23 protein-coding genes and 1 pseudogene are annotated in these 22,294 nt (G+C 55.8%); 9 read left to right on the top strand and 15 right to left on the bottom strand.

The window, feature by feature from the left end:
* Positions 1-33: 33 nt before the first annotated feature.
* The gene (locus AC4OVS_RS12335) at positions 34-234 is read right to left on the bottom strand and encodes a hypothetical protein (RefSeq protein ID WP_022647949.1); all 201 of its coding nucleotides are present in this window, start codon (positions 232-234) and stop codon (positions 34-36) included.
* Positions 235-868: 634 nt separating this feature from the next.
* On the opposite strand from AC4OVS_RS12335, the gene AC4OVS_RS12330 reads away from it, so the two are divergent.
* Positions 869-3,298: a glucose/quinate/shikimate family membrane-bound PQQ-dependent dehydrogenase gene (locus AC4OVS_RS12330; RefSeq protein ID WP_192970706.1), complete on the top strand. Its 2,430-nt coding sequence runs from the start codon at positions 869-871 to the stop codon at positions 3,296-3,298.
* A gap of 86 nt (positions 3,299-3,384) precedes the next feature.
* Here the strand turns inward: AC4OVS_RS12330 and pqqF are convergent, their stop codons facing one another.
* The 7 genes from pqqF to AC4OVS_RS12295 form a co-directional block, all read right to left on the bottom strand.
* Positions 3,385-5,661, bottom strand: coding sequence for a pyrroloquinoline quinone biosynthesis protein PqqF (pqqF, locus tag AC4OVS_RS12325; RefSeq protein WP_491922457.1), 2,277 nt, complete (start codon positions 5,659-5,661; stop codon positions 3,385-3,387).
* A gap of 5 nt (positions 5,662-5,666) precedes the next feature.
* Complete coding sequence (pqqE, locus tag AC4OVS_RS12320) at positions 5,667-6,809, bottom strand: pyrroloquinoline quinone biosynthesis protein PqqE (RefSeq protein WP_063149337.1); 1,143 nt, start codon at positions 6,807-6,809, stop codon at positions 5,667-5,669.
* Positions 6,796-7,074: a pyrroloquinoline quinone biosynthesis peptide chaperone PqqD gene (pqqD, locus tag AC4OVS_RS12315; protein ID WP_003857508.1), complete on the bottom strand. Its 279-nt coding sequence runs from the start codon at positions 7,072-7,074 to the stop codon at positions 6,796-6,798. Before pqqD ends, pqqE begins: the two co-directional genes overlap by 14 nt.
* A gap of 2 nt (positions 7,075-7,076) precedes the next feature.
* Positions 7,077-7,832 carry a pyrroloquinoline-quinone synthase PqqC gene (pqqC, locus tag AC4OVS_RS12310; RefSeq protein WP_193130086.1) on the bottom strand — a complete coding sequence of 252 codons (756 nt, stop codon included), beginning with the start codon at positions 7,830-7,832 and terminating at the stop codon, positions 7,077-7,079.
* A 2-nt stretch (positions 7,833-7,834) separates the two neighbouring features.
* Entirely contained in the window at positions 7,835-8,752 is a 918-nt protein-coding gene (gene pqqB, locus AC4OVS_RS12305; protein WP_206227815.1) for a pyrroloquinoline quinone biosynthesis protein PqqB, read from the bottom strand.
* A 55-nt stretch (positions 8,753-8,807) separates the two neighbouring features.
* Positions 8,808-8,879 carry a pyrroloquinoline quinone precursor peptide PqqA gene (gene pqqA, locus AC4OVS_RS12300; protein ID WP_002905689.1) on the bottom strand — a complete coding sequence of 24 codons (72 nt, stop codon included), beginning with the start codon at positions 8,877-8,879 and terminating at the stop codon, positions 8,808-8,810.
* A 138-nt stretch (positions 8,880-9,017) separates the two neighbouring features.
* Complete coding sequence (locus tag AC4OVS_RS12295; protein ID WP_491922456.1) at positions 9,018-10,037, bottom strand: dipeptidase; 1,020 nt, start codon at positions 10,035-10,037, stop codon at positions 9,018-9,020.
* A 255-nt stretch (positions 10,038-10,292) separates the two neighbouring features.
* Here AC4OVS_RS12295 and AC4OVS_RS12290 point away from each other — a divergent pair, with 255 nt between their 5' ends.
* On the top strand, positions 10,293-10,739 hold the full coding sequence (locus AC4OVS_RS12290) for a hypothetical protein (protein WP_491922455.1): 447 nt from the start codon (positions 10,293-10,295) through the stop codon (positions 10,737-10,739).
* Between the two features lie 67 nt (positions 10,740-10,806).
* Here the strand turns inward: AC4OVS_RS12290 and yajD are convergent, their stop codons facing one another.
* On the bottom strand, positions 10,807-11,154 hold the full coding sequence (gene yajD / locus AC4OVS_RS12285; protein WP_006808895.1) for an HNH nuclease YajD: 348 nt from the start codon (positions 11,152-11,154) through the stop codon (positions 10,807-10,809).
* Between the two features lie 208 nt (positions 11,155-11,362).
* Between yajD and AC4OVS_RS12280 the strand changes: the two genes are divergently transcribed.
* Entirely contained in the window at positions 11,363-12,397 is a 1,035-nt protein-coding gene (locus AC4OVS_RS12280; RefSeq protein ID WP_491922454.1) for an LLM class flavin-dependent oxidoreductase, read from the top strand.
* Positions 12,390-13,337 (top strand): zinc-dependent alcohol dehydrogenase family protein, encoded by a 948-nt coding sequence (locus tag AC4OVS_RS12275; protein WP_491922453.1) that lies wholly within the window; start codon positions 12,390-12,392, stop codon positions 13,335-13,337. The genes AC4OVS_RS12280 and AC4OVS_RS12275 overlap by 8 nt, the downstream gene beginning before the upstream one ends.
* Here AC4OVS_RS12275 and AC4OVS_RS12270 read toward each other — a convergent pair.
* Entirely contained in the window at positions 13,334-14,374 is a 1,041-nt protein-coding gene (locus AC4OVS_RS12270) for an AI-2E family transporter (RefSeq protein ID WP_150325278.1), read from the bottom strand. The two genes, AC4OVS_RS12275 and AC4OVS_RS12270, sit on opposite strands and share 4 nt — an antisense overlap.
* A gap of 132 nt (positions 14,375-14,506) precedes the next feature.
* On the opposite strand from AC4OVS_RS12270, the pseudogene AC4OVS_RS12265 reads away from it, so the two are divergent.
* The 3 genes and pseudogenes from AC4OVS_RS12265 to mdtI all read left to right on the top strand — a co-directional run bounded on the left by AC4OVS_RS12265 (position 14,507) and on the right by mdtI (position 15,473).
* Positions 14,507-14,677 (top strand): annotated as a pseudogene (locus AC4OVS_RS12265) (protein YdgV).
* Between the two features lie 117 nt (positions 14,678-14,794).
* A complete protein-coding gene (gene mdtJ / locus AC4OVS_RS12260) occupies positions 14,795-15,157 on the top strand; it encodes a multidrug/spermidine efflux SMR transporter subunit MdtJ (protein WP_032624865.1) in 363 nt (120 codons plus the stop codon).
* The gene (mdtI, locus tag AC4OVS_RS12255) at positions 15,144-15,473 is read left to right on the top strand and encodes a multidrug/spermidine efflux SMR transporter subunit MdtI (RefSeq protein ID WP_022647960.1); all 330 of its coding nucleotides are present in this window, start codon (positions 15,144-15,146) and stop codon (positions 15,471-15,473) included. Before mdtJ ends, mdtI begins: the two co-directional genes overlap by 14 nt.
* A gap of 5 nt (positions 15,474-15,478) precedes the next feature.
* On the opposite strand, the gene AC4OVS_RS12250 is transcribed toward mdtI, so the two are convergent.
* The 5 genes from AC4OVS_RS12250 to AC4OVS_RS12230 form a co-directional block, all read right to left on the bottom strand.
* Positions 15,479-16,300 carry a trypsin-like serine peptidase gene (locus AC4OVS_RS12250; protein WP_023299991.1) on the bottom strand — a complete coding sequence of 274 codons (822 nt, stop codon included), beginning with the start codon at positions 16,298-16,300 and terminating at the stop codon, positions 15,479-15,481.
* Positions 16,301-16,402: 102 nt separating this feature from the next.
* Positions 16,403-16,486, bottom strand: coding sequence for a small membrane protein YdgU (ydgU, locus tag AC4OVS_RS12245; protein WP_057979992.1), 84 nt, complete (start codon positions 16,484-16,486; stop codon positions 16,403-16,405).
* Between the two features lie 92 nt (positions 16,487-16,578).
* On the bottom strand, positions 16,579-16,884 hold the full coding sequence (gene asr / locus AC4OVS_RS12240; RefSeq protein WP_022647962.1) for an acid resistance repetitive basic protein Asr: 306 nt from the start codon (positions 16,882-16,884) through the stop codon (positions 16,579-16,581).
* Positions 16,885-17,032: 148 nt separating this feature from the next.
* Entirely contained in the window at positions 17,033-18,517 is a 1,485-nt protein-coding gene (locus AC4OVS_RS12235; protein ID WP_045621647.1) for a carboxypeptidase M32, read from the bottom strand.
* 74 nt (positions 18,518-18,591) lie between these two features.
* The gene (locus AC4OVS_RS12230; RefSeq protein WP_022647964.1) at positions 18,592-19,845 is read right to left on the bottom strand and encodes an MFS transporter; all 1,254 of its coding nucleotides are present in this window, start codon (positions 19,843-19,845) and stop codon (positions 18,592-18,594) included.
* Between the two features lie 121 nt (positions 19,846-19,966).
* Here AC4OVS_RS12230 and AC4OVS_RS12225 point away from each other — a divergent pair, with 121 nt between their 5' ends.
* On the top strand, positions 19,967-20,872 hold the full coding sequence (locus tag AC4OVS_RS12225) for a LysR family transcriptional regulator (RefSeq protein WP_423397733.1): 906 nt from the start codon (positions 19,967-19,969) through the stop codon (positions 20,870-20,872).
* A 121-nt stretch (positions 20,873-20,993) separates the two neighbouring features.
* Positions 20,994-22,214, top strand: coding sequence for a sugar metabolism global transcriptional regulator Mlc (mlc, locus tag AC4OVS_RS12220; RefSeq protein WP_022647966.1), 1,221 nt, complete (start codon positions 20,994-20,996; stop codon positions 22,212-22,214).
* The last annotated feature ends 80 nt before the right edge of the window (positions 22,215-22,294 follow it).

The raw sequence follows: 22,294 nt of genomic DNA, 5'->3' as shown, positions 1-22,294 counted from the left end.
AAAAGCCCGGGGGATTTTTCGGGCTTTTGGTGTTTATGACGCAATCTGATTCCTTTGGCGGTGAAGTGCTAACGCTTCCGCCACGATTTCCTGCTTACTTTTCCGTGTTTCATACGCAGTAATGCGGATGTATTCCATCAGCGCTGGATCGATGCGCGCACTTAACATCCTGAGATCGGCCTCCTTTGCTACACCGCGAGCAACACGCTTGTCGGGATAATCACGGGCTGGCATAGAAAACGTCCTCCAAAAATTGTCTTGTTAATTTGTGCTGTAAAATATGCGCTAGTCTTGGTGTAAAGTCAATGCGTAGTGAAGGCACAGTGAATTGCTGTTTGGATTTTCTGCGATTCAAGACTTCATTAAGTGATTTGATAGTGTTTGTATTGTCACGCTGTGAGTCCGCTTTGATGCGGAAAGTCACATTTTCAGTGCTGATAATGACGGAATGTTCAACGCACCAGACGCTCTAAAATTATTGATAATTTCTTCCTGAAACTGAACTCAGGTTTATCCCTGTGCTTATTCATGGTTATTGCTTAATTAAATCTTCTGTTTGAAGGCTCAGCTGTAAAAATCTGACGCTATAAGACCGGCCTTGGAGGAATCCTGATATTAATCCTTTAAGCAACTTCCGGCTGGTCATATATTCCAGCATCGGTGACGTAGTTAGCGATATTCGCTATTTTAACCCTGTTAAACCCATGCAATTGCGCTGGTTTTCATTTCTTCCGACATAATAGATTTTGTCTACGTTCTCTTTTTAATTTATGCTTCGCATACGAACAATTAGCGTTGTGCAGGGTTTTAACATCGTGGCAGTTAATAAAACCCTGCTTTATATAAAGTAATCAGGAGATTCATTTTTATGTCAGACAATAATCCCCGCCCATTGGGCTGGTTAGGCCCGTGGTGCCTGCTGGTGGGTGTGGTACTTCTTGTGACGGGGCTGTTTTTTGCCATCGGCGGTTTTAAACTGGCTTCCCTGGGGGGGAGTTGGTACTTTCTCATTGCCGGGGTTTTCACGCTGCTCTCTGCAATTCAGTTTTTCCGCCGCAAATCCTCTGCCGTAGGGCTGTTTGCTCTGGTGTTTCTTGGCACCCTGATTTGGGCATTTTTCGATGCCGGACTCGACTTCTGGCCCCTGGTTTCCCGATTAATGGTACCCGCCGGGCTGATGGTGCTGGCAGCAGCCACCTGGCCTGCATTGCGTAAGCGTGAAGGAAAACCGTCCTCCACGAAAGGGGCGATGGCGGTCTGCGCGGTCCTTATTATCGGCATGGGCGTCACCTTTGTTCAGATGTTTCAACCCCATCCGACCGTGCCGTTTAGCGGCGAAAAGCGCCCGCTGGTGCCGGTAAAAGAAGAGGCGAAACAGCAGAACTGGGATCACTACGGTAATACGGCTGGCGGTAGTCGCTTTGTGGCGCTGGACCAGATAACCCGTGACAACGTGAAAAACCTGAAACCGGTCTGGACCTACCATACCGGTGATATTCCGCAAAGTCCGGATGGCAATGGCGCAGAAGATCAGCAAACGCCGCTACAGGTAGGCGATCGTGTCTTCCTCTGTACGCCGCATAACAACGTGATCGCCGTGGATGCCGATAGCGGGAAAGAAATCTGGAAAGCGGAAATCAACGCTAAGTCTGCCATCTGGATGCGCTGCCGTGGCCTGGCGTACTTTGATGCCACCAAACCGCTGGCACAGCCAACGGTAGCCGGCTCCACACCGGTTCTGCCAGCGCAGGTCGCACCGGGCGCGGCATGCCAGCGCCGTATCCTGATGAATACCATTGACGGTAAGCTGATCGCGTTAGACGCCGATAACGGCAAATTCTGCCCGGATTTCGGCACTGACGGCAGCGTTAACCTGCATGAAGGAATGGGCGACGCGTCAGATCCAACCTATGTGTTGACGTCGGCCCCGACGCTGGCGGGTACCACGGTCGTGGTTGGCGGCCGCGTTGCGGATAATGTCAGCACCGATATGCCGGGAGGCGTAATACGTGGTTATGACGTGATCACCGGCCAGCTGCGCTGGGCGTTCGATCCGCGTAATCCGGATCCGAACTACGTTCTGAAGCCGGGGGAACACTACAAACGCAGCTCCGCAAACTCCTGGGCCCCTATGTCCTGGGATGCGTCGATGAATACCGTGTTTATCCCGATGGGAAGTTCCTCTGTCGACCTGTGGGGCGCTGACCGTATTCCGGAAGATCACAAATACGCCACCTCAATCCTCGCGCTGGATGCGACTACCGGGAAAGAGAAGTGGGTATACCAGACCGTGCATAACGACCTCTGGGATTTCGATATCCCGATGCAGCCGAGCCTGGTTGATTTCCCAACGAAAGAGGGCAACAAGCCCGCGGTGGTGGTGGGCACTAAAGCGGGGCAAATTTACGTTCTCGATCGCCTGACGGGTAAACCGCTCACTGAAGTGAAAGAGGTTCCGGTAAAACCAGCGGATATTCCACGTGAACAGTACCCGGCAACGCAGCCTCGCTCTGTGGGGATGCCGCAGATTGGCGCAGAAACCCTGAAAGAATCGGATATGTGGGGGGCGACGCCGTTTGACCAGCTGGCCTGTCGTATCAGCTTCAAATCAATGCGTTATGACGGTCTGTACACGATGCCGGGAACCGATATTTCCCTGAGCTTCCCGGGCTCGCTGGGGGGAATGAACTGGGGCAGTTTGTCCACCGATCCGAACAACCAGTATATCTTCGTCAATGACATGCGTCTGGGCCTGTGGGTTCAGCTGATTAAGCAAGATCCGCAGAGCGCGGTGGCAAACACGGGCGGTGAAGCCGTGAACGCCGGGATGGGCGCCGTTCCGATGAAAGGAACGCCGTATTCGGTCAACAAAAACCGTTTCATGTCACCGCTGGGCATTCCGTGCCAGAAACCACCGTTTGGCTCTCTCTCCGCCATTGACCTGAAAACGCAGAAAATCGTCTGGCAGGTGCCGGTCGGTACCGTACAGGATACCGGTCCGTTTGGGGTAAAAATGCGTATGCCAATGCCTGTCGGTATGCCGACGCTGGGCGGTACGCTGGCCACGCAGGGCGGTCTGGTCTTCATTGCGGGAACCCAGGATTACTACCTGCGCGCCTTTGATTCCTCTACGGGGGAAGAAGTGTGGAAAGCGCGTCTTCCGGTGGGTAGCCAGGGCGGACCTATCAGCTATGTATCACCGAAAACCGGCAAACAGTACATTCTGATCTCTGCTGGCGGTGCACGCCAGTCGCCGGATCGTGGTGACTACGTGATTGCCTACGCGCTGGATAAATAACAGCGAAATAAGCAACCTGGCCCCGTCGTAGTACGGGGCTTTTTTTTGACTAAAAACCACGGATATGAAGAAAGCGGCGGGTCCGGTCAGCCCGTGAAAAGCACCCGCCAGCGACGGCGATGGCGAGTCATCTCGCGCCATAGTGCGATTATCTCGTCATGTTGCAGGGCATCAACAGCCTGCGGCGTTAACACCGGTAAACCATAGCGCTGGCGCAGGGCGGCTACTGCCGTGGCGCTGGCATTCATCGGTGACCGGATTTGCGTCGCCAGCTGCTGTCGCAATACGCTGAACGCCGTCTCATCGCACAGCGTCAGCTCACGCAAAAATTGTTTGCAGCAACCCAACAGGTTCACGGGAGAGCGGTCAGGCGACTGTAACGCCAGCAGCAGGCCATCGCGATCGGCAATACGCTGATAACGACAGCTGACCACGTAGCCAATCTGCTGTTCCACGCGCAGGCGCTGGAAAAATTGCGGTTCGCAGCATAACGCCAGCAGCCGCAGCGCGGCGAGCGATGCGCCCGGCGGCAGGGGAATAAACACCAGCAGCGCCGAATCCGCGCTGGCGTGCGGAATGTGTTCGATCCCGCCGGGACAACCGCTTAATGGCGTCGGCTTAGCGTTAACCGGCGCCCGGAGCAGGCCAAGCTGCCGGGCTAACCCGTGCGCGTGTGCGACGCTGCCGCCAACTAGCGCCGCCAGCCAGCCGTCCCGTGGCGGATCCGATGCCAGACGTTCAGGCAATTGCTGAAGCAGCTCACGGATGGCAATGCCTTCTGGGACTGGCGTAAGAGCCGGGGCGGGGTGGGAGAGGCGATCGATTATCGCCCCGATGATGTGTTCCGCCGTCACCACGGCGTCAGGAAGCCGCAGGGTGAGCTGCCAGCTACCGTCAACCGTATGCCACTCGCCGCTGCCGTCAATATGGCGCAGTTCAGCAAGGAGAGGGCGTAACTGTTTGCCCATCGCCACCCCCTGCGCCCGTTCCATGCACGAATAAAAAGGCCTGCGCAGGATCAGCGTTGGCGGTTGTGTCTGCGCCGACAAATGCAGCAGCGGAGCGGCTTCTGACGTCGGGGCTGGCGTAACATACCTGGCAGTCTGCGGGTAGAAGGAAAACGCGATGGGGCTATCATCTGCAACCGGCTGGCGACGCCAATGGCTAAGCGGCAGAGCAAACCCCTGGCTGGCGATAATTTCAGCGGTTTCAATTTTTTTGCAGGCCAGATACGAGGTGGGCGCCGCCAGTAAATCGGCACAAAAGGCGGAAAAACTTACGGGCGCCGCACCGGGCGCAAAACCGAACGCCCGCTGGCGCAGCTGCTCCAGCGTCGGCAGGGCGCTGAAACGCTGCTGTGCCAGCCGATAATAATGCCGCTGCTGCTCATCCGTCGTTTGCTGTAGCGCCCGTAGCCAGTGGGTAATATGCGGGTCAACCTCCTCGGGTCGTTCGCTATCAACCGTTAGCGCCAGCCAGCCGTTATCGTTATCCTGATAAAGCCAGTTCAGGGCGACATCTTCTGCCAGCCCGCGCGCCCGCAGCCCGGCAATCAGGCTTCCGGGGGCGTCGTCCAGTAAAAACTCCCGAAATAAGGTGACGTTGTCACTTTTTCGAATTAACGGACAACGCCACAGTGCGGGTCGCTCCGTCACTGCCAGCTGAAAATCTGCTTCAGCGCTAAGACGCAACGGGGGAGCGGTTTCAGGCATACCACCAGAAGCAAAACCGGACGCAAACGTATGGGCAAGCTCGGCCAGCGCATCCAGCTTTTGCGGCCCTTGCAGCCACAATTGCAGGTGTCCGGCCACATAATAGCGCCGATGAAAGTCGCGCAACGCGGTTTGCAGCGATCCCGGGTCCTGCCCCAGAGAATCCTTGCAACCCACCTGAAAACGGCGGAAAACTGTGGGTTCTTCCATCGCGTGGCGTGCCGCCGCTTCGCGCCTGGCGGAATCATGCTGCTGGATGAGCCGGTTTTCCGCATCAATGACCGCCACTTCGCGCTGTATGTCATCGCATGAAAGCAGCGGCGCCTGCAACATATCCCGCAGTCGCGCGACGCCGTCGGACAGGTTATCGGCGGCCACATCGAAGAAAAATGCGCTGTGGCGAGCCAGCGTGGTGGCATTGACGCTACCGCCCTGACGCTGGACCCAGGCCATGAGTCGATCGTCGCCCTGATAGCGCTGGCTACCGCGGAACAGCAGGTGCTCAAGTAAATGCGCAAGACCGGCGAAGCGCGGTGGCTCGTGATGGCTTCCGGCACTCACGCGCGCCAGCGCCGCCGCGCGTGTCGCCTGCGACTGATGCACCAGCGTTGCGCGTAAACCGTCTGCCAGCTCCACGATGCGGGTGGTCATTATCGCTACAGTTCCCGGGTTTTATAGATAAGCTGCGAACGGGTACGGTTGCGGAACTGAAGCTGGCCGATTTTCATGTCGCTACAGGCTGCTTCGCGTCGCGCGTCCAGAATTTTATGATGATGCGGCGATTTGCTGCACACCGGATCGGCGTTATCAGCATTCCCGGTGAGCATAAAGGCCTGGCAGCGGCAGCCGCCGAAGTCCTTCTCCTTTTCATCGCAGGAGCGGCACGGCTCCGGCATCCAGTCAAACCCGCGATAGCGATTGAAGCCGAAAGAGTCATACCAGATGGATTCCAGACTCTGCTCAAGCACCGAGGGGAACTCCACCGGCAACTGGCGCGCGCTGTGGCAGGGCAGCGCCGTGCCTTCCGGGGTCACGCTGAGGAAAATCGACCCCCAGCCGCCCATACAGCCTTTTGGTCGCTCTTCGTAATAATCAGGGGTGACGAACAGCAGGTTGGTCAGATTGCCGCTGGCGGCCATTTTTTGCCGATAGTCGGCAACCACGCGTTCCGCTCGGGCAATCTGTTCCCGCGTCGGCAGAAGCCCCTGACGATTAAGGAACGCCCAACCGTAGAACTGGCAGGTGGCAAGTTCGACGTCGTCGGCGTCCAGTTCGATGCACAGCTCGATGATTTTATCGATCTGGTCGATGTTGTGCCGGTGCAGGACGAAATTCAGCACCATCGGGTAATCGCGCGCTTTGACCGCTTTGGCCATCGCCAGCTTCTGCTGGAAGGCTTTTTTATTCCCCGCCAGCGCGGCGTTGAGCACTTCATCGCTAGCCTGGAAGCTAATCTGGATATGGTCCAGACCGGCCTCGCTGAACGCGTCGAGCTTGCTTTCCGTCAGGCCAATTCCCGAGGTGATCAGGTTGGTATAAAAACCGAGATCGCGGGCGGCGCGGATCAGCTCCGGCAGATCTTTACGCGTCAACGGTTCGCCGCCGGAAAAACCTATCTGCACGCTGCCCATCGCCCGCGCCTGGCGGAAAACCTCAATCCACTGTTCAGTGGTCAGCTCCTGATCCTGCCGGGCAAAGTCCAGCGGGTTAGAGCAGTAAGGACACTGTAGCGGACAGCGATAGGTCAGCTCCGCCAGCAGCCACAGCGGTGGATTGACGGCGGGTTTATTCTGGCTCACGGAAAATAATCCACTTCTGTTGATAAGCGATTTGCAGGAATTCTACGACGTCGTCATCCACGCCGCCGGCTTCCGGGAACCGTTCGTTGAGTATGGCAATGATGGCCGCCGCGTCGCGTTGGCCATCGACCAGTTCGAGGATTGCGGCCGCGGTCTCATTGAGTTTAGCCATGCCTTCCGGATAAAGGATGACATGGCTGTCCTGAGCGGCTTCCCATTGCAGGCGATAGCCGCGACGAAAGGCGACGATGGAGTTTTTTTGCATGCTTATACCAGTCGGGTTGTGTGCCAGGCCGCTTTGTCGGTGACCGTGTGATAAGGCGGACGCTGTAGGGCGTAGGCCATGGTCATCGCGTCGAGCATCGACCACAGGATATCGAGTTTGAACTGAAGGATCTCCAGCATCCGATTCTGCTTTTCTGCGCTATCGCAGTAACTCTTCGCCAGCTCCAGACCGTGTTCAACGTCGCGGCTGGCCTGGCTGAGGCGGCTGCGAAAATAAAAATAGCCTTCCTCTTTGATCCACGGATAGTGCTGCGGCCAGCTGTCGAGACGCGACTGATGAATTTGCGGGGCAAACAGTTCGGTGAGCGAACTGCATGCCGCCTCCTGCCAGTTGGCGCGGCGGGCGAAGTTAACGTAAGCGTCCACGGCAAAACGAACGCCGGGCAGCACGTGGCGTTCGCTGATTAAGTCGTCGCGGCTAAGCCCTACGGCTTCGCCCAGCTGTAGCCAGGCTTCGATCCCGCCGTCATGACCGTTGCTGCCGTCGTGATCGAGGATCCGCTGCACCCATTTGCGACGCGTGTGCGGATCCGGGCAGTTCGCCATAATGGCCGCATCTTTCAGCGGGATCGTCGTCTGGTAGTAAAACCGGTTCGCCACCCAGCCCTGGATCTGCTCGCGGCTGGCCTCGCCTTTATGCATCGCGATATGGTACGGATGGTGAATATGATAGTAGGCGCCTTTCGCCCGGAGGGCGTGTTCAAACTCTTGCGGCGAGAGCGTTTCACGAATGTGCATAGTTAGTCCTGAAGCGTGATGGTCATCCCGTCCCAGCTCACTTCAATTCCCTGCTGCGTGAGGGCGTGACGCTGCGGCGACTGCTCGTTAAGGATCGGGTTAGTGTTATTAATGTGAATCAGAATCTTGCGCTTTGCCGGCAGCGAGGCCAGCAGCGCCATCATGCCGTGTTCATCGCCGAGCGCCAGATGGCCCATATCGCGGCCGGTATTGCGCCCGACGCCAGCGGCCTGCAGTTCATCGTCCTGCCAGACGGTGCCGTCAATCAGCAGACAGTCCGCTTTTTTAAGCCACGACAGGATAGTGTCATCGGGTTCACCGAGACCCGGCGCGTAGAACAGCGTCTGACCGTTGCGGCGGTTTTCGATAAACAGCGCCACGTTATGCCCCGGCAGCGGGCGGTCGCGCCACGGCGAATAGGGCGGTGCGTTACTGGCGATGGGGACAGCGGTAAACTGCAAATCAGGGCAGGCTTCCACGCTAAAGGCGGCGAGCGGCGCAATCGGATGATGAACCAGGCCGCCGTTCCAGTGCCGGAGCATGGTAAAAATCGGGAATCCGCTGGAAAGATCTTCATGCACCTCCGGCGTACACCATACCTGATGCGGACACCCCTCGCGCAGGCTGAGTAGCCCGGTGGTGTGGTCAATCTGGCTGTCGGTGAGAATAATGCCGCCAATATGCGTGCCGCGCAGAACCTCTTTCTTATTCAATTCTGGCGTATGGGCAATCTGCTGGCTGATATCGGGCGAGGCGTTACACAGTATCCACTCTTCGCCGTTATCGCTGACGATGATCGACGACTGGGTGCGGGGGGTCGCCTGAAGGGTACCGTTGCGCAAACCCTGACAGTTGGCGCAATTACAGTTCCACTGAGGGAAACCGCCGCCGGCGGCGGAACCGAGGACTTTAATAAACATGAAGATAGGCCAGGTAGTAAAACAAAAATGCCCGCACGGATGGCGGGCTGAGCGATTAGCGGTTGGAAATGTACAGCGTCACTTCCAGGCCAAGACGTAAATCAATAAAAGCAGGTTTCTTCCACATCGTTTTTTCCTCTTTAAAAATGCAGCACCAACACCATTGTTTGTGCCAGTTTTGTGATGGTCATCAAATAATGCGTCACAGTGGGGCAAAGCTCAACCCGAAAGATGTAAGGAATTAACGTAATGTTTACAACGTAACCTATTGTTGCCAAACATTTTGCAATACCTTTTGCCAGTTGCCCCACAGCAGCTTATTCAGCACAAATTGATCATAGCCGCTGTCACGCAACGCGCTGATTAGCCGCGGTAAACCACTCACATCATGCAAATCATCAGGTAACGTGATGCCGTCAAAATCGGAGCCCAGCGCAACATGATCTTCGCCCATGATGTTAATAAGATAGTCGATATGGCGAACGATTGTGCTCAGCGGGGTATCGCTATCGCGTTTACCGTCGGCGCGCAGAAAGGCGTTGCCGAAATTGACCCCTGCCACGCCGCCGCTGTCGCGGATAGCCAGCAGTTGCCGATCGGTCAGATTACGCGGTTGCGGGCACAGCGTATGGGCGTTGGAATGGGTGGCGACCAGCGGTGAAGAGGAATGACGAGCAGTATCCCAGAACGCCTTTTCATTCATATGAGAAACGTCAATCAGCATGTTCAGGGCGTTAGCGTGCTTAATAAGGGCGATACCCTCTGCGGTAAGCCCTGGGCCGCTGTCCGGGCTGCCGGGAAACGCCCCGTTAACGCCGGTGCCAAAACGGTTAGCAATGTTCCAGAAAGGCCCAATGCTGCGCACGCCAGCGGCATAGAAAGCCTGTAGATCGCCACCCTCGCCGTCAAAACCGCCCGCACCCTCAATATGCGCCACCATCGCCAGCACCTTATCCTGACGGCAGCGTTCGATATCTGCCGCGCTCAGGCACAATCGCGCCCGTCCATCGGAGTGTGCGATAAGCTGCTTGAGGATCGTCAACTGCTGCCAGATAATGTCGATCGGTTGCCACGGCTCGCTGGCGTAGTGCGGCGCCATGCGGGCGATATACTCCTGCGGCGGCACGAACAGCGCGAACAGCCCGCCGGAAAATCCGCCTTGCTGCATGCGCGGATAATCGAGGTGTCCGTTCTCAATGCCGGAAAAGAAGGCCGTTACCGGATCCTGGCGATGATGAAGCCATAAATTAAGCAACAGGTCATTGTGACCATCAAAAATCGCCATAGCGCATCCCACTGTTTTTTATTGCTGCGAAAGTTGCCTGGCACGATAACCGATTTGTCCGGTCCGGCAAGGAGAAACTTACAACTTAGCAGCAATTGTTAATAACGCTTAACCCTGAGGAGATCCGCACATCATATTGCGTGGCGAGATAAGAGCATTTCCCGTTCCATCTGCGATTGCATCGCGTACGTTCCCTGAGCTACCGGGCTACGCTATACTTCGCCACTTTGAGTTATGCGTGGCAGGTAACGAAATATGCGGGAGAGCATTAATTTTATTTTCGTGGTGCTGTCTTTCACGGCACTGATTATGCTGATACGCTTTTTCATCAGGCGTATTCGGCATCCAAAGCGCATCGTTGCCGACAGCCGGGGAATGAAAAAAATCTCTACCCATCCTTCCTGGTTTGGCGGATCGTCAGGTAAAACCTATTTTTATGATGAGCAGTATTTATACGAGGTCATAAATAGCGTCACCCGTAAAATTGAGCTGGCCGCTATCGTAAAAATTAAGCCGGGCTCGACAGTGGTAAATAACAGGCGGATCTGGTCTGTGAGCTATCTTGAGGGAACCCGTGAAAAACAGGTGCAATTTTATAATAATCTGACGGTGTTTAATCAAAACTTTGCTGCGTTTTTAGAGGCTGTAAAACGCGTGAATCCTGAAGCCGATATTAAGGCCGTCTCCTTGTTCAATCTGTGACTGGAATACATTACCTTTATCTTTCTGACTGCCCATACGGCAGGTATGGGCAGTAAAGCCGCCGATATTACTTCTTCTTGTTCATCATCGCCTTGAGATCGGCAAAGGGGTTAAACGTGGCGACACCCACGTCTTTTTGCGCATCCTCACCTGCGACAACGGTGGTGCCATACTGATCCGCTTCGGTGTACTTTGAGTGTTCGTGGTCATGGCAAAACAGGCACAACAACTCCCAGTTACTGCCATCTTCCGGATTATTGGTGTGATCGTGGTCGATATGGTGGACCGTGAGTTCACGAAGATTCGAATACACAAACTCCCGCGAGCAGCGTCCACAGACCCACGGGTAAATTTTTAGCGCTTTTTCACGGTAGCCGCTTTCCAGCCGTGCGTAGTTTTTGGGAATCAGAGCCATTGCTGATGTTACCTGTTAAAAAAGAGAACAGTTCACACTATATCCCATTTTGAGATGCCAGGAGAATGCCTCCTCTGCGGGAAGGCAGCGTGCGATTTGCGTATTTCTGTCAGTTTATTTGAAGCATTCCGTTAAATAATCACCATTTATTCTCATCCGTTAATGCGTAGAGTAGGGATAACGCAATGCTTTATCAGGATACTCCACTATGAAAAAGATCGGATTTTTGTCGTTTGGTCACTGGACGCCGTCACCCCAGTCCGGTACGCGAACCGCGGCTGACACGCTGCTACAGTCCATCGATCTGGCGGTCGCCGCCGAAGAGCTGGGCGCGGACGGGGCTTATTTCCGTGTGCATCACTTTGCCCGCCAGCTCAGTTCGCCATTCCCCTTGCTGGCTGCGATAGGCGCGAAAACCAAACGCATCGAAATCGGTACGGGCGTGATCGACATGCGGTACGAGAATCCGCTGTATATGGCGGAAGATGCTGGCGCGGCAGATCTCATCTCCGGCGGGCGATTACAGCTTGGTATCAGCCGGGGCTCCCCGGAGCAGGTGATTGATGGCTGGCGTTATTTTGGTTACGTGCCGCAGGACGGGGAAAACGAATCTGATATGGCGCGCCGTCACACTGAGGTACTGCTTGATGTATTACGCGGTGAAGGGTTTGCGAAGCCTAACCCACAGCCGATGTTCCCAAACCCGCCGGGATTGTTGCGTCTGGAGCCGCATTCAGAGGGCTTACGCGATCGTATCTGGTGGGGGGCTGGCTCCAATGCAACGGCAGTATGGGCGGCAAAACTGGGGATGAACCTGCAAAGCTCAACGCTGAAAGATGATGAAACCGGCGAGCCGTTCCATATTCAGCAGGCAAAACAGATCCGTGCCTACCGACAGGCCTGGGCCGAGGCAGGGCATACCCGTCAGCCACGCGTTTCGGTCAGCCGCAGTATTTTTGCCCTGATGGACGATCGCGACCGGATGTATTTCGGTTCAAGCCGCAATGAGAGCGACAGCGTTGGCTTTCTGGATGAGAAAACGCGGGCCATTTTCGGACGCAGCTATGCCGCAGAGCCAGACAAGCTGATTGAACAGTTGAAAAAGGATGAAGCGATCGCGGAAGCGGATACGCTGTTGCTTACCGTGCCGAATCAGCTGGGCGTGGAATACAACGCACATGTGATCGAGTCCATCCTGAAACATGTCGCACCGGAAATGGGATGGCGCGATCGCAATGCGTAATCTGGCCCTCTGGTATCGCCGGTTTGGTGAGCCTGAATCGGTACTGCAAGCGGAAAGCACACCATTGTCACCGCGACAGCCGGGAGAGATACGTGTGCGCATGCTTTTTTCTCCGGTGAACGCCTCCGATCTCATCCCCATCACCGGGGCATATCGCCATCGCACGCCGCTGCCCGCAATAGCCGGTTATGAAGGGGTCGGAATAGTGACCGAAACGCCCGCCGCTTACCCGGCGCTGCTGGGCAAGCGGGTCCTGCCGTTCCGGGGGCAGGGAACCTGGCAGCGCTATGTCGACTGCCCGGTGGCGTATGCGGTTCCCGTCCCGGACGACGTCGACTCGCTTCTTGCCGCGCGGGCGTATATCAACCCGCTTGCCGCTCAGATGATGCTGGACCGTTATCCTCCGGTCGGGAAAACGGTGCTGCTCACCGCTGCCGGTTCTGACTGCGCCGTTCTGCTCGGGCAATGGGCACGCCAGGCGGGTGCAGAGGCGGTTTACGGGATCCATCGCTCGCCCGTGCACGCTCAACGTCTGGCTGAAATGGGGATCGTCCCGATTGCGCAAGATGATACGGCCGCCGTCAACGCTGCCGCCGCGCAAGCGGAGGTGGTGTACGACGCCACGGGCGGCAGCCTGGCGGAGGCGATCCTGAGCGTGATGCCCGAAACCGGTACCTTTGTCTGCTACGGGCTACTCTCCGGGCAGACCTTCCGGCAGCAGCGGCCGTTGCCGCGCGTGGCGTGGTTTCACATTCGTAACTATCTGGACGCGCTGAGCGCTGAGGCGTGGCAGGCGGAGTTTCGGCGCATTTGGCCTAAACTGCACGTCAGCCAGTGCAGCAATGTTACCCTCTACCCGCTGTCGGAATGGCAGCGGGCAGTGGGCAACTACCGCGAAGCGGGAAGAACGGGCAAGCCTATGCTGTCGATGGACAATTAATCGGCCTTATGGCTCATGTCGCTCAGCAGTACAGCGATACTTTGTCCACCGGCGGTCTGCTCGAGGCCAATTTTGACAATAATTGTCAGCGGAACGGAGAGCAGCATGCCGACAGGCCCGAGCAGCCAGCCCCAGAAAATCAGGGACAGGAATACAACAAGAGTTGAAAGCCCCAGCCCGCGTCCCATTATCCGTGGTTCGAGAATGTTCCCGAAGACAAGGTTAATCACCAGATAGCCTGCCAGCAGAATCAGGGCATCATACAAACCGCTGAAAACCAGCACCTGAAGGATAGGGGGGATCGCCGCCAGCACGGAGCCGATGTTAGGAATATAGTTGAGCGCAAAGGCCAGCAGTCCCCAGACGAAGGCAAAACGCACATCCAGCGCGGCGAGCATCCCCCAGACCACTAATCCCGTCACCAGGCTGATGGCCGTTTTCAGCACCAGATAGCGTGAAACGCTGTCGAGCGCGCGCTGAATAGCACCCATTCCCTCTACCGGACGCACCATGATGTGCTGGAGTTTTGCAGGCAGCTGTGGAACTTCCAGCAGCATAAACACAACCGTCAGGAACAGCAGGAAAATCGAGGTCATGGCGTTGGAGAGCTGTGCCAGCAGGCTGGTGACAATCGTCATGGCGGCATTCGGATCGATGTATTTAAGCAGTTCCTCAACCGAGACTTCGATACCCGCGCGTTGCAGCCAGGGTTCAATTTGCAGCAGCGGGGTCGCCAGGGAAGAGCGGTATGTCGGCAGCGTCCGCGCCAGCTCGTTCAGGGAGGTTCCCAGATAGGCGACTAACAGCACCATCGCAACGATAATAATACTGATAAGCAGGCTTATCGCCAGCACACGCGGGATGCGTAGCCGCACCATTCGCTGCACCAGTGGATTGAGGATCACCGCGATAAAAAGCGCCAGGATAAAAGGCACGATGATATCGGCCGCAAAACGAACGCCGGTCAGAATGATCACCAGCATGCCCAGCATGATGACGATCTTAAGCCCGTTGAGGGTGATAATGGGTTTGGTCATGGACGTTCCTGAACAGTTTTTTATTTATAATAGAGGGGAAAGCGGATTAAAAAAACTAACCAAAATCAAACAGACTGGGTAAAGAAATGAAAAGGCTTTGAGTAAATTCCTGGCTTATGATACAAATCAGGCGTGTTCAACTACTGAGGACAATTTTCATCCGCAAAGACGAGAAGCAACACCGCGGATAATTGTAATTTTATGGACAATTTGTTCAGGACGTATTTTTCAAACAACTCTGCTCTGTTTTCTACCTCCCTCTGCACGCTTTCCGGTGAACAACACTGGCGTTCCGCGCTATAGTCACGTCTTCTGCCTGAGCTGGCGCTATGCGCTTAGCTAACTGATTTAATTCCCACTTTTTTGGTTTGCTGTTCGCAGCGAGCCTCGATGGATTATATTCTCAAGCAGGAGAAAAACATGTTTTACTGGATTTTATTAGCTCTGGCTATCGTTGCTGAAATTACCGGCACCTTGTCGATGAAATGGGCGAGCGTGAGTGACGGCAGCACCGGATTTATTTTGATGCTGGTCATGATTACGCTTTCCTATATATTCCTCTCTTTCGCGGTTAAAAAAATCGCGCTGGGCGTGGCATACGCTTTGTGGGAAGGTGTTGGTATTTTATTGATTACGCTGTTCAGCGTCATGATATTTGATGAAACCCTGACGACAATGAAAATTGCCGGGCTGACGACCCTGGTGGCAGGTATCGTGCTGATTAAATCGGGTACGCGCAAACCAGCCAAACAGCAGAAGGAGCAGACCCATGCAGCAGTTTGAATGGATCCACGCGGCCTGGCTGGCTTTCGCCATCGTTCTGGAAATTATTGCGAACGTCTTTTTGAAGTTCTCCGACGGCTTTCGTCGCAAAGCCTACGGCCTGTTATCGATTGCCGCGGTTCTGGGGGCGTTTAGCGCCCTGTCGCAGGCGGTGAAAGGCATCGATCTTTCCGTGGCCTACGCGCTGTGGGGCGGCTTCGGTATTGCCGCCACCCTGGCGGCAGGCTGGATTATGTTCGGGCAGCGTTTAAACCATAAAGGCTGGATAGGGCTGGTATTACTGCTCGCTGGCATGATCATGATTAAACTGGCCTGAGTGACCTACTGCTGCGCCAGGGCTTCCAGCCGGTCGCGAAAACCGGTCACCGCCAACGCTCGGTTATCGGCGCGCCAGCGGTCTTTCGCTGCCGGAGCAGAACTCTGAACGCCAATCAGTTGCCAGCCGTTAACGGTTTTTAACATCAGGGGCGATCCGCTATCACCCGGTAGCGTATCGCACTGATGCGAAAGCACGCTGTTTTGCGCCCAGCCCGTCACCACGCAGTCCGTATGGGTGTACAGCGAATCGAGGTGATCAACAGGGTAGCCTGACTGCGTCACTTTTCGATCGGCGGCTTTCAGGGCGGCGGTGAGCGCGTCTTTGTCACCATCAAAGAGCGGTAGCGGAGCGATCCCGGACGGCGGATAACGTAAAACGATCAGACCGAAATCCCAGGATGCCGCCCCGGGCGGCACAATCCATCCATCGCCATCCGGTTTCAGGCGTTTCCCGAGCGACGGATCCACCCGCCCCTCAATACCGTGAATTTCGTAGCGCCAAATCCCTTTCTGCGAGACAAAGCGCAGGGCGATCGCTTTATCCGGTTTGCCTTCGGGCGGCATTAACAAGCAATGACCCGCCGTCAGCGCAAGGCGTGGCGTTATGAGAGTTGCGGTACATAGATTGCCGCTGGCGGTTTCCAGTTGCCCGATGGCATCCCAGGGCGCTTCGGTAGGATCGGTGACACGCGTACGATCGTCATGACCAAAAAACAGCGTCTTTACCTCTTTGGCGCTGATGGCGTCATCGTCGCCCTCATCCGCATGTGAAAAGCCTGCAAAAAGGCTAAACGTTCCCAGTAACAACACAACAGATTTACGCATATCACACTCTGGTGGGGGTAATTATGATTATTAAAAGTGAACCCTATGAAAATACTATAGACGCGACGGCGAGAAAGTGGGAGTAAAATCAGCGTGCTACATTCAGGAAAGATAAAAGTGGCTGGCGATGAGCGCGCATAAAATTAGCAGGATAAGAATGAACTCAAACCGATAGCGCCGCAGCATACGCCCTCCGGATAAAAAAACGGCGCTGACCGCAATCCCGTTCAGCGCCGGTTTACCAACGTGCCCCGAAGGGCACGGTTAAGCTTGTACTCTTACGCTGCTGGCTGTGCAGCAGGTTTAGCCGCTTCGTGTTTTGCCGCTTTTTTGTGATGCTTTTTAGCCGCCTGGGCTTTCTGCTCTACCGCAGGTTTTGCCGCTTTTTTGTGGTGCTTTTTCGCGGCCTGCGCTTTCTGTGCTGCCGCTGGTTTAGCCGCTTTGTGATGTTTTTTATGGTGAACCGTTTTGGCCGGAGCAGCGGTGGATGCCGCAGGCGCTGCGGTGGCGGTAGTTTCAGCCGCGAATGCAGCGGAAGAAAGACCCATAGCAGCGGCAACAACCAGAGCTAATACTTTTTTCATTTTCATACCCTCGAATTTGGTTTTTCATTTAACCCCACTGCGGGGCCGTTGAAATAACTATATCCCTGTAAATTCGGGGTTTCCGTGAGTGATTGGTATCGGTGTGTAACCATATGTACAACGCCGGGGTGGCCCCCGGCGCGTTCGTTTACAGGTAGCGGGACGTCAGGTGTTCGCGGAAGTAGCGGATATTCAGATCTTCACCCGTGGCCTGGGTGATGAGCTGCGACGTGCTGAAACGGCTGCCGTGCTGCCAGATATTCTGACGCAGCCAGTCAAACAGCGCCGAGAAGTCGCCCCCGGCAATGGATGCCTGCAACCCGGGCAGCGCAGTTTTGGCGGCATGGAACAGCTGTGCCGCATACATTGCCCCCAGCGTGTAAGACGGGAAGTAGCCAAAACCGCCGTCGGTCCAGTGGATGTCCTGCATACAGCCGTTGCGGTAGTTATCTTTGGTGGATAATCCAAGCCAGGCCTGCATTTTCTCATCCCATAACGCGGGGATATCATCCACTTCAATTTCGCCATTGATCAGCGCGCGCTCAATCTCATAGCGCAATACCACATGCGCCGGATAGCTCACTTCATCTGCGTCAACGCGGATGTAGCCCGGTTTCACGCGCTGATTCCAGGCAATAAAATTCTCTTCACTGAATGCCGCCTGGCTGCCGAAACGGGCATGGACCGCCGGAAGCAAATGCTTCAGGAAAGCCTCACTGCGGCCCAGCTGCATTTCAAAGAACAAGCTCTGGGATTCATGGATCGCCGTAGAGCGCGCCAGCGCAACGGGCTGACCGGCCCACGCTCGCGGAAGGTTTTGCTCGTAGCGGGCATGTCCGGTTTCGTGGATCACGCCGAAAAGCGCGCTGAGCAACTCGTCTTCATCGTAACGCGTGGTGATACGCACATCTTCCGGCACGCCGCCGCAGAACGGGTGGGCGCTAACGTCCAGACGACCGCCGTTAAAATCGAAGCCAAGCATTTTCATCGCTTCCAGGCCCAGCTCGCGCTGGGTGGCGGTCGGGAAGGGACCCTGTGGCGGAACGAACGATCGTTGAGCCTGTTTTTCCACAACCTTTGCCAGCAGCTCCGGCAGCCAGGACTTCAGATCGCCGAACAGCACATCCAGGCGAGCGCTGGTCATGTCGGGTTCAAAGATATCCAGCAGCGCGTCGTAAGGCGTGCAGTCTTTAGCCTCAGCGCGCAGGCGGGCTTCTTCACGACTGAGTTTCACCACCTCTTTCAGGTTGGCTGAAAAGCCCTGCCAGTCGTTGGCCGGACGCTGAGTGCGCCACGCGTGTTCACACCTGCTGCCCGCCAGCGATTTGGCCTCCACCAGCGATTCCGGAAGTAAAGTGGCCTGCTGGTAGTGGCGCGTCATTTCACGCAGGTTGGCCTGCTCAACGTCGTTCAGATCTTCTTCTGCCGCCGCCGCCAGCCATTCACCCACTTTTTTATCGGTCAGGATCTGATGTTGCAGGACGCTCATCTCCGCCAGCGCTTCACCGCGCGCGGCGCTGCCGCCGGGCGGCATCATGGTAAACATGTCCCAGCTGGCGATGGAGGAGAGGTGAGAGAAGCGGGAGAGACGCTGGAAGGTGCGGGTGAGTTGTTGATAGTTATTGTTTTTCATGAAGTCCTCGTGTCTGAATCAGCCGATGACAAAAATTAGCATCGGCTCGATTTAAACACGAAGAGGGCTGAATGTTAATGCAGTCGTTTATGCAGGCTCGCGCCCACCAGCAGTGCCGCGCACAGCATCAGCGCGATAAATCCGCCCACGCCGTTCCAGCCGTAGTTATGCCAGAACACCCCGCCGAGAGTCCCGGCAATGCTGGAACCGAGATAGTAACTGAACAGATACAGAGACGAAGCCTGACCTTTAGCGCGGCGCGCGCGTGGGCCAATCCAGCTGCTGGCAACAGAATGCGCGGCAAAGAATCCCGCAGAGAAGAGCAGCATTCCGGCAAAAATCAGCCACAGGGAAGAGACAAGCGTCATCAGCAGTCCGAACAACATCACAGCGGTGGACACCAGCATCACCGGACCACGGCCGAAGCGCGCGGTCATGGCGCCCGCTTTTGGCGAACTCCACGTCCCGGTGAGATACGCCACAGAGAGCAAACCCACCAATGCCTGGCTAAGATGCCACGGCGAGAGCATCAGCCGGTAGCCAATATAGTTAAACAGCGTGACAAATGACCCCATCAGCAGGAATCCCATCAGAAACAGTCGCGGCAAACCTTTGTCGCGCCAGTGCAGACGGAAGTTGATAAACAGTGTTTTCGGACGCAGGGAAGTCGGGCGGAAATGGCGCGATTCCGGCAGGATTTTCCAGAACATCAGCGCCGAAGCGAGGGCGAAGCAGCCGATTACGGCCAGCGCAATGCGCCAGTTAAAGAAATCGGTAAACACACCGCTGAGCAGGCGTCCGCTCATCCCGCCGATAGAGTTCCCGCTAATGTACAGCCCCATGGAGAAGGCCACGAAACTCGGGTGGATCTCCTCGCTGAGATAGGTCATCCCGACCGCCGCCACGCCGCTGAGGGATAACCCAATCAGCGCGCGCATGACCAGAATGCCGTGCCAGCTGGTCATCATGGTGGACAGCAAGGTACACACGGAGGCCAGCATTAACGCCGTTACCATGACCTGCTTACGCCCGATGGCATCTGAAAGTGGCCCGGTGAACAGCAGACCGATCGCCAGCATCCCGGTTGAAATGGAGAGCGAAATACTGCTGCTGGCTGGCGACACGCCAAATTCATGCGACAGGACCGGCAGGATCGGCTGAACGCAGTAGAGCAGGGCGAAAGTGGCGAGACCCGCTGAAAAGAGCGCCAGCGTGACGCGCATAAACTGGGGGGTACCACGTTTTATAAACTGAACCGGCTGCGGTACTGCGGGTAAATCATCAATGTCGCTGGCCGGCGCGATATCAACGGTCGTTGTACGGCTCACACATAATCCTTGCTTAAACTTCCCCGTGGTTTCTGGTGACGGGTATGACCACAAGATTAGGGTAGGAAAATGTAAATATTCTGTCTAATATATTAATAATCTCAAATGATACTTTAAAAATATGAATATCGAGCTGCGCCATCTGCGCTATTTTGTCGCCGTCGCCGAAGAGCTCCATTTTGGTCGTGCTGCGGCAAGGCTGAATATCTCCCAGCCACCGCTGAGCCAACAGATCCAGATCCTTGAGCAGCAGGTTGGGGCGCGTTTGCTGGCGCGAACCAACCGCAGCGTGAGCCTGACGGCGGCGGGAAAACAGTTTCTCGCCGATAGCCGACAGATCCTGAGTATGGTGGTGGACGCCGCCGCCAGAGCTGAACGGCTTCATCTCGGGGAGACGGGAGAGCTGCGCATCGGGTTTACCTCGTCGGCCCCCTTCATCAGCGCTGTTTCACAAACGCTATCCTCGTTTCGCAGTAACTTTCCGGATGTGCATATTCAGACGCGCGAAATAAATACCCGGGAGCAAATATCGCCGCTTAATGAAGGATCGCTCGACCTGGGGCTAATGCGTAACACGCAGTTGCCTGATACCCTGGCGTGGCAGGTGATCCTCCGCGAACCGCTGATGGCGATGATCCCCCGGGATCACCCGCTCGCCGCGCAGCATAGCGTCACGCTGGCTGAACTGGCGAAAGAACCCTTTGTCTTTTTTGACCCACAGGTGGGTACCGGATTGTATGACGATATTCTTGGTCTGATGCGGCGATATGGCCTTGTCCCGACTATCGCGCAGGAAGTGGGGGAAGCCATGACGATCATTGGTCTCGTTGCCGCAGGACTTGGCGTGTCGATTCTTCCGGCCTCGTTTAAACGGGTAAAACTGCCGGAAATGCGCTGGGTGAAGATTGCCGAGCAGGATGCGGTCTCGGAGATGTGGCTAGTGTGGTCTAAACATCATGAACAGAGCCATGCGGCACAGCGTTTCAAAGAACAATTAATTACCGCTTCTCACGGGCGTTATTTATAGGGAAAAGCGGGCGAAAATGTGCAGTAAATCACATGGCTAAGTAAAAATTTGACGTCAGCCATTGAAGTGCTTCACCATAGCCCTCAGTTTATTTCGAAGCTCGAAAATAAGGGAGTACGAGGTGGTTGCTGATAGTCAGCCAGGGCATATCGATCAGATCAAGCAGACCAACGCGGGCGCCGTTTATCGCCTGATTGATCAGCTGGGTCCGGTTTCGCGTATCGATCTTTCGCGCCTGGCACAACTGGCACCCGCCAGTATTACCAAGATTGTCCGCGAAATGCTGGAAGCCCATCTGGTTCAGGAGACAGAAATTCAGGAGCCGGGCAGCCGTGGCCGTCCGGCGGTAGGGCTGGTGGTGGAAACGGAAGCCTGGCACTACCTGTCGCTGCGAATTAGCCGCGGGGAAATCTTCCTCGCGCTGCGCGACCTCAGCAGCAAGCTGGTGGTGGAAGACCGGCTGGAACTCCCGCTCGATGCAGAGCAACCACTCCTCGATGCCATTCTGACCCACATCGACCAGTTCTTTATTCGTCACCAGCAGCGCCTTGAACGTTTAACGGCGATTGCGATCACCCTGCCGGGAATTATTGATACCGAAAATGGCATTGTGCACCGCATGCCGTTTTATGAAAACGTCAAAGAGATGCCGCTGGGCGACGTGCTGGAAAACCACACCGGTGTGCCGGTCTACATTCAGCATGATATCAGCGCCTGGACGATGGCGGAGGCGTTGTTTGGCGCTTCCCGGGGCGCGCGCGACGTGATTCAGGTGGTGATTGATCACAACGTTGGCGCAGGTGTGATCACCGACGGGCGTCTGTTGCATGCTGGCAGCAGTAGCCTGGTGGAGATTGGCCATACGCAGGTCGATCCGTACGGAAAACGCTGCTACTGCGGTAATCATGGTTGTCTGGAGACGATTGCCAGCGTCGAAAGCGTGCTGGAGCTGGCGCAGGTGCGGCTCAGCCAGTCAATGAGCTCCACGCTGCACGGTCAACCGTTGAGCGTCGAGGCATTGTGCACTGCGGCAAGGCAGGGCGATCTGCTGGCGAAGGACATCATTACCGGCGTGGGCAATAATGTCGGACGCATTCTGGCCATTATGGTGAACCTGTTTAACCCGCAAAAAATACTGATCGGCTCCCCGCTCAGCCAGGCGGCGGATATCCTCTTCCCGGCGATTTCCGCCTGCATCAACCAGCAGGCGCTTCCCGCGTACAGTAAAAACATCGTGGTGGAAAGTACGCAATTTTCCAACCAAGGTACGATGGCTGGCGCCGCGCTGGTAAAAGATGCGATGTACAACGGCTCGTTACTGATTCGTTTGCTTCAGGGCTAACTCTTTTCCATAGATGTACGAAAAATTGCGCTATCTCAAGCCGGGTAGCGCACGCTTCCCGTAGACTTTCCCCACTGAAT

This window comes from Enterobacter sp. 4974935, from assembly GCF_058661735.1.
The sequence above is the reverse complement of the archived record's forward strand: the minus strand, read 5'-3'. Positions and strand labels throughout refer to the sequence as shown.